Origin of the sequence: Flammeovirga pectinis (assembly GCF_003970675.1) — a bacterium.
Classification (GTDB): Bacteria; Bacteroidota; Bacteroidia; order Cytophagales; family Flammeovirgaceae; genus Flammeovirga; species Flammeovirga pectinis.
Window position 1 is genome coordinate 487,986 of record NZ_CP034562.1, and the last position, 13,026, is coordinate 501,011.

The following is a 13,026-nucleotide window of genomic DNA, read 5'->3' on the forward strand; positions in this document are numbered from 1 at the left end:
ATCTGAAAAAAAATATATTATGTTCAACAACTATTACTTTTTAAGACAACTGAGTAGTTCTTTAAAAGAACATTTAGTAGGGATGACTTTGGGGGCTTGTTTTAGTCAATCCAAAGATGAATTGATGATCGGTTTCTATAAAGGTGGTCGAGAACAGTGGATACGTGCGTCTTTAATTCCAAATTTTAACTTACTTACTTTTCCTTTGGATTATCAAAGAAAGAAGGTGAACAGTATAGATCTTTTTAAGGAAGCTATTGACCAGGAGGTTGAAGATATAATTCAATATAATAATGAACGCGCATTTCTAATTAAGATGACCAACAATTGGGGTATCTTATTTAAAATGTATGGTAACCGTTCTAACATACTTTTAGTTCATGAAGGTGAGGTTATAACCCTTTTCCAAAAACGCCATATTGAAGATCAAAATATAGATGTTTCTCAATTAGACCGTTCACTGGACCAAACAAAAGAGGGCTTTTTTGAGAATGGATTACGAGGTACATTTCCTACTTTAGGAAAGGAAGCATTGGCCTATTTAGTAAAAAATGGCTGGGAAGATGCAGATAAGGAGAAGCAATGGAAGATGCTTTCATCAATAATTTCAAAATTAGAAAACCCAAAGTATTATACTATCGAAGAGAATGAGCAAATACATTTTCTGCTTTTTGAAGAAGGAACAACACTTTTTGAAACAGATAATGCTATTGAGGCTGCTAATGAGTTTTTCTATAGGTTTTCAAAACGCTTTTTTGTAGAACAAGAAAGAGTCCCTTTATTAAGAGAAATTGATAAAAGGTTAAAGCAATCAAGAAGTTACCTTAAGAAAAATTATGCACGTTTTGAAGAACTCACAGAGAGTGCTCGTTTTGAGGAAATTGCCAATATTATAATGGCCAATTTGCATGCTATACCTGCAAGAACTAAGAAAATCACTTTGTTTGATTTTTATAAGGATGGGGATATAGTAATTAAATTAAATGAATTTCAAACGCCTCAAAAAAATGCGGAAACTTACTATCGAAAGGCTAAAAATCAGAAATTAGAAGTAAAGAATCTCGAAGAAAACATCAATGAAAAGGAAGAAGAAATGAAACGTCTTCAAACACATCGTGATGCTTTAAATGACCTAGAAATGGTTAGAGAGATTAGAAAATATATTAAGACTAATGGGTTACAGAAATTACAAAAAAATGAACCTGTTTTCCCATTTAGAAAATTTGAATTTAAAGGGTTTGAAATTTGGGTAGGTAAAAATGCAGTGAATAATGATTTATTGACACAAAGATTTGCCCATAAAAGAGACCTTTGGTTGCATGCTAGAGATGTGGCGGGATCTCATGTAGTTGTTAAATGGAAATCTAAACAACCTACTTTTCCAATTAATGTTATTGAAAAAGCAGCATCTATTGCAGCCTATTATTCTCAAAGAAAAACAGATACATTATGTCCTGTGATTTATACTCCTAAAAAATACGTAAGAAAAAGAAAAGGAGACCCTGCTGGGTTAGTTGTTGTAGATAAGGAGAGTGTAGTTTTAATAGAACCAGCTCCATTTTCAGAGAATTTAACGTAGTTAACAGTCTATTTTCTCTTATACTTAGAAGTTTTTGCAATAAAGTATTCAGAGACTATTAAATTGCAGATCAAATAAATACAGATATAACAAAATGAGCAATAAAAAAGAACATTTGGCCTTCGGTAAAAAGAATTACATGTGGATGTTAATCGGCATTTTAATGATTGCTTTAGGCTTTTTTATCATGTCTTTAGAAAGTGCACCTATGGGCTTTGGCGCTTTAGGTTTAACAGTAGGACCAATTGTTACAATGGCAGGTTTTGGTGTTAATTTCTATGCCATCTTATTAAAACCTCAAGAGAGCAATTCTGAACAAAGCCCAAAAAGCTAAAACAACTAAACCTAATAATTTTTATACTATCAAATGAGTATTTTTGAGGCTATCGTTCTTGGTATTGTTCAAGGATTGACAGAATTTTTACCTGTTAGTAGTAGTGGTCACTTAGAATTAGCAAAAGCTATTTTAGGAGATACTAGTATGGCAGAAGAAAGTATGATGATGACTGTCGTACTTCATTTTGCAACAGCATTATCAACAGTTGTTGTTTTTAGAAAAGACATTCTAGAAATCTTAAAAGGTTTATTTCAATTTAAATGGAATGAACAAACACAATTTTCACTAAAAATTGTTCTTTCAATGATACCAGCTGCATTAGTTGGTGTTTTCTTGAACGACCAAATAGAAAAATTCTTTGGCGGAGCAATACTTCTTGTAGGTTGCATGCTTTTATTAACTGCAGTTCTTCTTATTCTTGCAGACAGAGCAAAGAATACAGAAAAAAATGTGGGTTATAAAGAGGCTATCATTATCGGTATTGCCCAAGCAATTGCTATCCTTCCTGGTATTTCAAGATCAGGAGCAACAATTTCAACATCTGTTTTATTAGGAATTGACAGGTCTAAATCTGCTCGATTTTCTTTTTTAATGGTTGTACCTTTGATTTTTGGTAAAATTGCAAAAGATATATTAGATGGTGCTTTTTCATCTTCTTTTGAAGTAGTACCAATGGCAGTTGGTTTTGTTACAGCTTTTGTAACTGGTATTATTGCATGTACATGGATGATTTCATTGGTGAAGAAAGCAAAACTAATGTGGTTCTCTGTTTGGTGTGCAGTTGTAGGCTCAATTGCAATTATTTATACATTAATAAATTAAATATTGTGCTTTAAATAGCATTTGATTTTTAAACGTATGCAAGATTTTGATTTTGTAGCCGGCGAGACGGTGTTGGTAGATAAACCATTAGAATGGACTTCTTTTGGTGTAGTGAAAAAGTTACGTTGGGAAATGAAGGTGAAAAAAGTAGGGCATGCCGGTACTTTAGATCCTTTGGCTACAGGTTTATTGATTTTGTGTACTGGAAAAAGTACAAAGACAATAGATCAAATTCAGGGTAAGATTAAAGAATATGAGGGAGAAATGGTAATTGGTGCTACAACTGCTTCTTATGATTTAGAAACAGAAATAGAAAACCAAGTAGATATTTCTCATATCACAGAACAAAATATTCTAGATTTATTACCTCAGTTTACGGGTAAGATAATGCAAGTTCCTCCAATGCACTCTGCTATAAAAGTGAATGGAGTTCGTGTATATAAACATGCTCGTAAAGGAAAAGAAGTAAAGATCGATCCTAGAGAAGTTGAAATTAGTGAATTAGAAATTACAAAAATCGACTTCCCTAAAATTCAGTTTAGAATGGTTTGTACTAAAGGTACTTATGTAAGGAGTTTTGTTAAAGACTTTGGCGATGCTTTAGGTGTTGGTGCTTACATGAGTGGCTTACGTAGAACTAAGATTGGTGAATACGATGTTAAAGATGCCAAATCTGTTGAAGAATGGATTGAGGTGATTCGAGAATGGCGTAGTAACCAAGAAGAACAAACGGAAGAAGAGAATTCTAAATAGCATTATATAAAGGAGTTATGAAGCAATATCATAACTCTTTTTCTTTACTATATTTTTTTGAATAACTTTCGAGCAGAAACTTATTTTTAGTTGATGAAAGTACATTACGGAATAGATAATTTTACGCCTCTTAAAAGAGCAACAGTTACAAGTGGAACATTTGATGGAGTACATTATGGACACCAGCAAATTCTTGCACACCTAAGAAAAATAGCTAGAGAAGATAATTCAGAAACAGTTTTGATTACCTTTTGGCCACATCCTAGGTTTGTCTTACAACCCGAAATTGCGAATAAATCACTTAAATTATTAACGAATTTAGATGAGAAAATAGCTTTACTTGAACAGGAAGGTATTAATCATTTAATCGTTATCGAGTTTAATAAAGAGTTTTCTCACCTCACATCAATGGAATTTGTAAAGAACATACTCATTGATAAAATCAATACAACCAAATTAGTGATTGGATACGACCATCGTTTTGGTAGAAATAGAGAAGGAGGGTTTGATTACTTAAAAGAACATCAAGCAGAGTTTGGGTTCGAAGTAGAAGAAATAACCAAGCAAGAAATAGAAAATGCTGCAGTGAGTTCAACAGCAATAAGAGCAGCATTAATAGAAGAGGGTAATTTATTTACTGCCGAAAAATATCTCGGTTATCATTATTCTTTAGAAGGAATAGTAGTTAATGGTAATAAAATTGGTAGAAAAATAGGCTTTCCTACTGCAAATATTCAATTAAAGGACAGCTTTAAATTACTTCCTCATCAGGGAGTTTATGCTGTACACCTTTATTTTGAAGGAGTGAAATATAAAGGAATGCTGAATATTGGTAACAGACCCACCGTTACAGAAGGTATAAAAAAAACAGTAGAAGTAAACATCTTTGATTTTAACAAAGATATTTATGGAGCAGAAGTTCGACTTGAATTTGTGAAAAGAATACGATCAGAAATGAAATTTGATGGAGTTGAAATGCTTATAGAACAACTTCATCTTGATAGAGAAAGTGCCATTACAGCACTTTCAATATAAGTAGAATTATTTTGTTTTGATTGTAACCCATGTTGTTACTTTTTCAAGTAAAACAGGAGATAAAGTTTGTTCAATCTCACCATATTCGTTTGGTAAACCCGTGTCACATTCTTGAAACAAATGATTTACACCTTTAATTTCTTCAATATCTATATCTGTATTTCCTGCCTTTTTTAACGCATTATTGATAGCATCTAGGTTTTCTTTGGTAATAACTTGTACATCTTTAGTACCATTTAATGCTAAAACAGGGCAAGTTACAGTAGAAAAATAAGTGGCTGGGTCAAGTTTAATAAACTCTTTCATCCAATTAGAAGAGAATGTTCTAGCAAGATTATTTATTTGTTGATCGTTTAATTGATGATCAAATTGATGCTGAAAATAATCGGCCAATTTATCGAATAGTGGTTGCTCGTTATTTATCACAATAGAATAAGCACCGCTAAAAATCTTTTGATTTTTAGCAATCGCATGATCATGAATACCACCTTTTTTTTCGATTAATGCTTTTTGATGAAGCATCAATTCTTTTCCTCTTAAGCCAGGTGAGGCCATTAGTACTATAAAATCTATATTTTTATTTTTACTAGCTACTATTCCTGCTATTGTACCTCCTTCACTGTGTCCTAATAATCCAATTTTTGTGGGATCAACATCTTTTCGTGATAATAAGTACTGATATGCAGCTTCAACATCAGTAGAAAAATCTAAGGTAGATGCCGCTTTAAAATTACCACTAGACTCTCCAGTACCTCTATCATCAAAACGTAGTACTGCTATTCCTTTTTTAGTAAGTTCATCTGCCAATAATAAAAAGGATTTATGCCCTAGTATTTCTTGATTTCTATCTTGTGGTCCACTTCCTGAAATAAGAATTACTGTCGGATATTTTTTTACATCTGTTGGTCTAGTAAAAGTACCCGCTAAAAGAATATTGGCTTTTTCATTTTTAAATTTCACCTCTTTAGATACATATGGGTAGGGAGGTAGTGGTTCTTGAGGTTTCTTTAAAGGAGTTTCTATTTCGAGATCTTTAAAAAGAGTCATAGGAAACGAAAATCCACCTTGTTCAAATTTACCTTCTATATGTTCATCATCTAAAACATGACCAGTATATTTGATGCCTAAATTTGGTAAATCTATCGTAATAAATGGTTCTTGGTATTTTACCTCATGTATTGGAATACTCTTTAGATGTTGTGCAGGGACATCCATTTTACCTTGGAAAATCTGACCATTATGGGTAATGTGAAATATAATATCAATTTTTCCTGTTTGAACAGTTAAAGTACCTGACCAAGGTCCAACTAAGTTTTGGCTATGGCTACTTATGGATAATAAGAAAAAGAGTGTTACTATAAAAAGTTTTTTAGTCATATTTAAAGTGTTTTTATTGACAATTTTTAGCTAGTACTGACTTTTTTGTGAAAAATCATTAACTTTGTTTTAAGTCAAACGAAATAGTAATGATCGAATAATTAATTACTTATAAAGCAAATTTACAAACTGAGTCATTTAAATTCATTTATAAATAAATTTAAACTTTTTTAAACAAATATTAATGATTAGTTTTACGTTAACATACGTAAACACAAACTTCCATCTCTGGGCAAAATTTCATGATTCATTATATAAAAAGAATTGTATCCAGCAATAATACCTTTGGTTTAGGTATTTTAGTAGGCTTATTATTAGGCTACTTCCTTGCATTTGCACTTGCAAGTTATTTTTTAGTTTAGAACAACTTTAGTTGTTCTGATTCATTTTCGGTTCCAGGCTCTCCTAAGTTACTAATACTTATGCCGAGTAACCTAACATTAAATGTTTGAGGGTTTAGTTCTTCTAACAATGTTAAAGACTCTTCTGTTAAAAACGATTTGTTTTTTATGAGGGTAGCGTAGGTACGACTTTTTGTATGCATCTCAAAGTCATGTTGTTTAATCTTAACAGTAATAGTTTTACCGCTTTTATTCGATTTTAATATCCTATCCCAAAGTATATCAGCTATTTTTAAAAGGTGCTCTCTCATCTTTTGTACATCAGCAATATCTTTAGAAAAAGTACGTTCGGCACCAATAGATTTCCTTTCTCTATGGGCTTTTACTTTACGGTTATCAATTCCTCTAACAATGTGAAAGTAGTATTTTCCTGTGCTTCCAAACGTATCATTAAGGTGTTCTATCGGCCAGTTTTTTAAATCTTTCCCTTTATAAATCCCAAGCTTTTTCATTTTATCTGCCGTAACATTGCCAATTCCGTAAAAACGTTCTATTGGTAATTGTTCTAAAAATGCTTCAGCTTCTTCTGGTAAGATAATAGCCTGTCCATTTGGTTTATTAATATCGGAAGCTGTTTTTGCTAAGAATTTATTATAGGAAATTCCAGCACTCGCATTCAAATTTAGTTTGTCATTAATTTTTTCTCTGATTTCTAAAGCTATTTGCGTCGCAGATTGTATTCCTTTTTTATTTTCTGTTACATCAAGGTATGCTTCATCTAAAGAAAGAGGTTCAACTAAATCTGTATATTCATAAAAAATTTTTTTGATTTGTACAGATACATCCTTGTACACATGAAACCTAGGGCGAGTAAAAATAATCTGTGGACATTTTCTATAGGCTAAAGCAGAAGGCATGGCAGATTTAACGCCAAACTTTCTAGCCTCATAACTTGCTGCAGCAACAACACCTCTTTCTCTACTACCACCTACAGCAACAGGTTTACCTCTTAAATGAGGGAAATCCCTTTGCTCAATTGATGCAAAGAAGGCGTCCATGTCTATATGAATAATTTTTTTCAATACGATAGATTAATCAAAAAAGCGGACATCATAGCTTTTAGATACGAACTCAATAGTAGGAATATCTTCCATTTTATTTGCGTAAACTGACATTACAAAAAATATGTCTGCTAAAGTATTAAGAAGATCAGTAACTAGTTTATCTACTTTTACATCTTCAAACTTTTGAATTTTATATGCCCACCTAGTAGAATTCTTACTCTTTGAACGACATAGGTTTAGTATTCCTGCTAATTCACAACCAAGTGGTAGACTAAACATTTTTGTTTCCTCTCTAACTAATTCTTGATATTTATCATGAATAGCAATAGCTTTTATAATATCGTTATCAGTAACCGCTAATTTCCCTCTAATAGATCCATTTACATGATATGCCATTTCACAAAGCCAAGTTAGTTCTTTAAGCATTTCAGGATATTTTGATGCTTTTGAATAAGCATAACCAATATGACTAGCTAATGAATCAGTTTCAATTTCAAAGTCACATTTAAAACTTGTTTCCTTTAAATAAGGGTAACACATACGTACTTTCTTACTCATATTGATTATTTAGAATAATGGGAAATATCTATTTTTATTAAATATACTTCTTATAGTATTAAGGTTAAAATTATTCTTTTTAGAGGAGATATAACCGTTTTATAATCAATGATTAAAGTGTTGTTATGCTTTGTTTTGATAAATTCTTGTAAAATAAACAACCCTTGAAACTCTTTAACTTTTTTTGCTGATATATCTAGAGTATTATCACTTTATTTGTTTTGTATTAAACAGATAATTATGAAAGCATTTTTACTATTTTTATTAACATCAGCATTGTTTTTTTCTTGTTCATCAAATGATATTGAACCAAAAGGAGGAAACTTTGATCAAGTTTTATTATCACCAGATGGTAACACTTTGTACATATACCATTCGGACTTAACATTTGAGGGGTATATACCATCTACAAATGAATATATAAGAGGAATGTGGAGCTACTACCCAACTGCTGAGGCAAAGGAAGGTGACATGTTTCTTAAAGCTAGTGGTACAAAGATAATTGCATGCGATGGACTTGTTATTTCAATAGTACCTCCATTTGTTCTGGATATAAATAGTCTGGAAGTTACAGATCAAAAGTTTGTTTCTTGTGGTAAAGCAGGATAAAAGAAAATCCTCATTGATTAAATTCAATGAGGATTTTTTTATAGTTAATATTGATCAGAATAAACTACCTAATTACTGCAAACTTACCTGCATATTTTTCATTGCCATCAAAATCGGTAGCAAATACAAAGTAAACGCCTGAGCTTGGTCTTTGATTATCGTTCAATCTTAGATTCCAAGATACTCCACCACCAAAAGCTTGACCATCCCAAACTAAATTACCTGCTGAGTCTGTAATTTTTACACTAGCATCTTTTACTAAACCTGTTATTGTAAGTACTCCTTGGTAATTGGGGCGAACAGGACTAGGAAATATCTTTACATCTTTAAATTGAGAAGTGGCATCAGTAGCATCAGATCTATAAGAAACGATTCCATTATCAGACGCAATAAATACTTCACCACTTACAGGTTGTACAGCTAAAGAAGTAATATTATCAGATAATAGCGATGAATTTTCTACTGTAAAGTAGTCATACAAAGTACCTCCATCTTTACTAAAAAGCCATAGTCCACGCCCTGTACCAATCCATTTTCTATTACCTCCATCTGTAGTAATTGTTTGTACTTTTTCTCCTCTTAACAATGGAAAACCATCATATCTCGGTAACGAAACTTCAAAATTACCAGCTTCAACTGGAGATATGCCATAATATTCTGCAGCTCCATCATCTGTACCAATCCACATACTTCCTACTCTATCTAAGTCTATAGTGTAAACAGTTGCACTCGGTAAACCTCCATTTGTTTGGTCTGTATTTATATACCTAGAATTGTTTTCTTTAAAAACCATTAATCGGTTATTAGGAAGTACAAACCAAGTATCATTTTGTAATGAGTTTTGAGTTGCTATTGCTCCAGCAGATAATTTACTATCTCTAGCATGTTGCCATTCTCCATCGGAGTTTCTATAGTGAACCCATCCAGGAGAAGATGTCCAAAGGTTTCCGTATTGATCAAATGATAAACTCTTGATATGGGCATCAGAATTTCCATCAACTAGTAGCTCTTTTTTTATCAGCTCTATAGATTCATCATTAATATTATAAACTAATAGGCCGTCTCCATCAGAAGCAAAATATATTTTATTTTCAATCTCATTATAGGCCATTCCATATAAGGGAGCTGTATTTTGAATCGATATACTTCCAGTTCTTTCCAAAGATGTATAATTTTTCCATTGTCCATCTTTAAAAATTGAAAAAGAACCTACTTGTACATTATTACTTTCTGCAGGAGTAATAGCAATAAGTTCCCCTGCATTTATTATTTGATAAGCTGTAGGATACAAAGGTCCTGAAGGAGCATACCCTTCAATCTCTTGTCCATTTTCTGATACACTAATTAAACCATTAATGTTGTCTGCTATCCAAGCTTTTCCCTCTTCATCATCAAGTATTTGTCTTGGATTTGGAGATTTAGGGTCCGACCAAGTACTTACATTATCAGATGGATCAATAATTTTGAGTGATGTTGAGATGGGTAAAACAATATCATCACCCCAAAAATCTAATTTAAAGGCGGTTTCTGTACCAAAAGAAAATATTGAACTAGAAGTATTATTTTCAAACTTTAGTAATTGATTTAAATTGTCATCGGTATAATAAATACCATTATCTGTATATAAAAGTGATTTAGTAGAATTTTGAACAGGAACGATTAGATTCCAATTCGAGTAATCTTGTTTGTTTGTAACTTCGTCGTCGGCAACACTTTTAATACCTTCAGCAGAAGCAATGTAAAGAGAATCTTCAGATATTGAGATGTCATAAACAGCATTCTCACTTCCATTTTCACCTATAAAATCATAGGTTTCTTCGATAATATAATTTTCAGTATTAATTTTAACTATACCAAAACTAGCACATATATACATGTATTGTTTATCCATTCTTAACCCATAAAATTCTTTATTGGGGTAATTAGAATTTAAAACAGTTCTCATGTTTACAATATCTGTTTCAGAGATAAAATCAATATTTCCATTTTTATAAAGCACAATTAATTGGTCTGAAGGACTTGCGTAACCTAATGTGAGAATGTCAGAATCACTTAAGCCATCTTCTTTAGATATAGTAGAAATAACACCAGACGCTTTCTCATAAGAGAATAAAGCATTATTAGAAGCACAAAACACCTCATTATCTGCAATTGCTACAGAGATAGCATTACTATAATTTAAATGTGAACGCCATGTATTAACAGGTATATTATCTTCTTGACACAGTCCATTTAATGAAAAAAGTAAAAGAGCTGTTTGTAGATATAATAAAAATATATGTGATGTTTTTTTCATGAAGAAGTTTTTCGTTTTGACAAAGCAAGTTAGCAATTGCAATATGCTTATAGTCTAAAAATAGTAGAAAAGTTTTAAATTTAATCTAATGCAAACGGTTGAAGTTTAAGCTTGTTTTTAAATGATGATTAATAAAGTTATGTTTGCAACGTATGAAAATGTTAAACGACAATATATTTATGAACATTTTAAAGTCTAGCTTGGCTGTTATTTCTATACTATTTTTAGGAATCAGCTGTGCTCCACAAGAAGGACAAAAATCTACTTTACCTACTGAAGCAAAGATTACTACAGCAAAACCTGCAGACGTTGTAAAATTAGATAACGTAGAACCAGCATACTGGTGGGCAGGCATGAAGTCTGAAACTGTATTATTAGTTATTCATGGAGAAAATATAGCTTCATCAACAGTAAATGTTGAAGGAGGGTTAACGATTTCTAGTTTAAATACTCAAGATAATCCTAATTATCTATTTTTAGATTTGAATACTAGTGGTGTTAAACCAGGTAAATATCCAATTACATTTACTTCTAAAGCAGGTAAATTATCTTATGATTTTGAACTTAAAGCAAGAAACAAAGACATAAAGGCTCAAGGACTTACAGCTAAAGATGTAATGTACTTAATTATGCCGGATAGATTTGCTAACGGAGATGTTAGTAATGATTCTCAAGATAACTTATCACAAAAAGCAGATCGTTCTTTTAGAGGTGGTAGACATGGTGGCGATATTGCTGGTGTGACGTCTAAATTAGACTACATGAACGATCTTGGTGTAACTACTGTTTGGTTAACTCCTTTCTTGGAAAATAACCAACCAGAATGGTCTTACCATGGTTATGCAATTACTAACTTTTATAAAGCAGATGGTCGTCATGGTACTAATGCTGATTATAAAAATATGGTAACTCAAGCACATAGCAAAAAGATGAAAGTTGTTATGGATTTAGTTTTCAACCATATTGGTAATGGCCATAAATGGATGCAAGATTTACCTGCAAAAGATTGGATTCATCAGTGGGATGAGTTTACAAAAACAAACTATAAAGGTGAGGCACTATCTGATCCAAATGCATCTGATTATGATAAAAAAATCATGTCTGATGGTTGGTTTGATACTCACATGCCAGACCTTAATCAAGATAATCCTTACTTAGCAAAGTATTTAATGCAAGCAAGTGTATTCTGGATAGAATATGCGGGTATTGATGGTATTCGTATGGATACGTATCCTTACAATAAAAAAGAAATGATGTCTGAATGGGTATCATATGTATTAAACGAGTACCCTAATTTCTACATAGTAGGAGAGACTTGGTTACCTGGTGCTACATGGGAATCGTATTGGAAAGCTGGTGGTAACAACCGTGATGGTTTTGTTTCTACTTTAAAATCTGTTTCTGATTTTCCTGTTTGGGATGCGGTAAATAGAACATGGAGAAACCACTGGAGTGTAACAGAATTATATAAAACACTTACAGAAGATTTCTTATATGATAATCCAATTCAAAATAAAATTTTCTTAGATAACCACGATGTAGATAGAGCATATGGCGTATTTGGTAAAAACTTGCCAAACATGAAATTAGCAACATCTTTCTTATTAACTACACGTGGTATTCCTCAAATTTTCTACGGTACAGAAATTTTGATGTCTAAAGGTGGTGATCATGGTGATTTAAGAGAAGATTTTCCTGGAGGATGGCCTGGCGATAAGCGAGATGCTTTTACTGCAAAAGGTAGAACTAAGCAGGAAAATGATTACTTTAATTACATGAGAACGATACTTCAATGGAGAAAAACATCTTCGGCAATTGCAGAAGGTAAATTAAAACATTGGGTACCTTTTAATGAAGTTTATGTATATGCTCGTTATACAAAAGAACAGACTGCATTTGTTGTAATTAATAACAATGAAAAAGCACAAACTTTTGATGTAAAACGTTTTAAAGAAGTTCTTAGCGGATTTAAATCTGGTACAGATATATTGACAGGGAAATTTGTTGATGTAACAAAATCAATTTCAGTTCCTGCAAAAACTGCTTATATTTTAGAGCTTAAATAATTACTTTTAACTCTGATAGAATTAGCCTCTTATTTAACTAAGTAAGGGGCTTTTTTGTACCCAGTACTTTTTTATGAATGAGTAGTTTTATATCATTAAGTTGAAATTAGTAAACAATGGTTTCTTTGATTCCGTTTATGATATAGACTTTAAAGTTATCATTTGATTTAATAGACCAAAATGTAGTAC

General features: G+C 31.9%; 11 protein-coding genes. 7 read left to right on the forward strand and 4 right to left on the reverse strand.

From position 1 onward, the window contains the following. The first annotated feature begins 19 nt into the window (after positions 1 to 19). The 5 genes from EI427_RS02000 (at position 20) to EI427_RS02020 (ending at position 4,526) form a co-directional block, all read left to right on the forward strand. On the forward strand, positions 20 to 1,579 hold the full coding sequence (locus tag EI427_RS02000) for an NFACT RNA binding domain-containing protein (protein WP_170178369.1): 1,560 nt from the start codon (positions 20 to 22) through the stop codon (positions 1,577 to 1,579). 94 nt (positions 1,580 to 1,673) lie between these two features. Then, positions 1,674 to 1,913: a DUF3098 domain-containing protein gene (locus EI427_RS02005; RefSeq protein ID WP_126611062.1), complete on the forward strand. Its 240-nt coding sequence runs from the start codon at positions 1,674 to 1,676 to the stop codon at positions 1,911 to 1,913. Between the two features lie 33 nt (positions 1,914 to 1,946). Continuing rightward, a complete protein-coding gene (locus EI427_RS02010; RefSeq protein ID WP_126611064.1) occupies positions 1,947 to 2,738 on the forward strand; it encodes an undecaprenyl-diphosphate phosphatase in 792 nt (263 codons plus the stop codon). 36 nt (positions 2,739 to 2,774) lie between these two features. Further along, entirely contained in the window at positions 2,775 to 3,491 is a 717-nt protein-coding gene (gene truB / locus EI427_RS02015; RefSeq protein ID WP_126611066.1) for a tRNA pseudouridine(55) synthase TruB, read from the forward strand. A gap of 93 nt (positions 3,492 to 3,584) precedes the next feature. Continuing rightward, a complete protein-coding gene (locus EI427_RS02020; protein ID WP_126611068.1) occupies positions 3,585 to 4,526 on the forward strand; it encodes a bifunctional riboflavin kinase/FAD synthetase in 942 nt (313 codons plus the stop codon). Between the two features lie 6 nt (positions 4,527 to 4,532). On the opposite strand, the gene EI427_RS02025 is transcribed toward EI427_RS02020, so the two are convergent. The 3 genes from EI427_RS02025 to EI427_RS02035 form a co-directional block, all read right to left on the reverse strand. Beyond that, entirely contained in the window at positions 4,533 to 5,903 is a 1,371-nt protein-coding gene (locus tag EI427_RS02025; RefSeq protein ID WP_126611070.1) for an alpha/beta hydrolase family protein, read from the reverse strand. Between the two features lie 358 nt (positions 5,904 to 6,261). Next, positions 6,262 to 7,326 (reverse strand): DNA polymerase IV, encoded by a 1,065-nt coding sequence (dinB, locus tag EI427_RS02030; RefSeq protein WP_262708874.1) that lies wholly within the window; start codon positions 7,324 to 7,326, stop codon positions 6,262 to 6,264. A gap of 9 nt (positions 7,327 to 7,335) precedes the next feature. Beyond that, on the reverse strand, positions 7,336 to 7,866 hold the full coding sequence (locus EI427_RS02035; protein ID WP_126611072.1) for a hypothetical protein: 531 nt from the start codon (positions 7,864 to 7,866) through the stop codon (positions 7,336 to 7,338). Positions 7,867 to 8,106: 240 nt separating this feature from the next. Here EI427_RS02035 and EI427_RS02040 point away from each other — a divergent pair, with 240 nt between their 5' ends. Continuing rightward, positions 8,107 to 8,475, forward strand: coding sequence for a hypothetical protein (locus tag EI427_RS02040; protein ID WP_126611074.1), 369 nt, complete (start codon positions 8,107 to 8,109; stop codon positions 8,473 to 8,475). 64 nt (positions 8,476 to 8,539) lie between these two features. Here EI427_RS02040 and porZ read toward each other — a convergent pair whose 3' ends face one another. Then, on the reverse strand, positions 8,540 to 10,771 hold the full coding sequence (gene porZ, locus EI427_RS02045; protein ID WP_126611076.1) for a type IX secretion system anionic LPS delivery protein PorZ: 2,232 nt from the start codon (positions 10,769 to 10,771) through the stop codon (positions 8,540 to 8,542). A 179-nt stretch (positions 10,772 to 10,950) separates the two neighbouring features. On the opposite strand from porZ, the gene EI427_RS02050 reads away from it, so the two are divergent. Next, the gene (locus tag EI427_RS02050) at positions 10,951 to 12,837 is read left to right on the forward strand and encodes a glycoside hydrolase family 13 protein (RefSeq protein ID WP_170178370.1); all 1,887 of its coding nucleotides are present in this window, start codon (positions 10,951 to 10,953) and stop codon (positions 12,835 to 12,837) included. Positions 12,838 to 13,026 lie beyond the last annotated feature (189 nt).

What these genes read in the sequence shown, in the direction of transcription:
- EI427_RS02025 (WP_126611070.1), bottom strand. Translation starts at nt 5,903, where the DNA reads ATGACTAAAAAACTTTTTATAGTAACACTCTTTTTCTTATTATCCATA.
- EI427_RS02005 (WP_126611062.1), top strand. Translation starts at nt 1,674, where the DNA reads ATGAGCAATAAAAAAGAACATTTGGCCTTCGGTAAAAAGAATTACATG.
- EI427_RS02040 (WP_126611074.1), top strand. Translation starts at nt 8,107, where the DNA reads ATGAAAGCATTTTTACTATTTTTATTAACATCAGCATTGTTTTTTTCT.
- EI427_RS02000 (WP_170178369.1), top strand. Translation starts at nt 20, where the DNA reads ATGTTCAACAACTATTACTTTTTAAGACAACTGAGTAGTTCTTTAAAA.
- porZ (WP_126611076.1), bottom strand. Translation starts at nt 10,771, where the DNA reads ATGAAAAAAACATCACATATATTTTTATTATATCTACAAACAGCTCTT.
- EI427_RS02020 (WP_126611068.1), top strand. Translation starts at nt 3,585, where the DNA reads ATGAAAGTACATTACGGAATAGATAATTTTACGCCTCTTAAAAGAGCA.
- EI427_RS02010 (WP_126611064.1), top strand. Translation starts at nt 1,947, where the DNA reads ATGAGTATTTTTGAGGCTATCGTTCTTGGTATTGTTCAAGGATTGACA.
- EI427_RS02035 (WP_126611072.1), bottom strand. Translation starts at nt 7,866, where the DNA reads ATGAGTAAGAAAGTACGTATGTGTTACCCTTATTTAAAGGAAACAAGT.
- EI427_RS02050 (WP_170178370.1), top strand. Translation starts at nt 10,951, where the DNA reads ATGAACATTTTAAAGTCTAGCTTGGCTGTTATTTCTATACTATTTTTA.
- truB (WP_126611066.1), top strand. Translation starts at nt 2,775, where the DNA reads ATGCAAGATTTTGATTTTGTAGCCGGCGAGACGGTGTTGGTAGATAAA.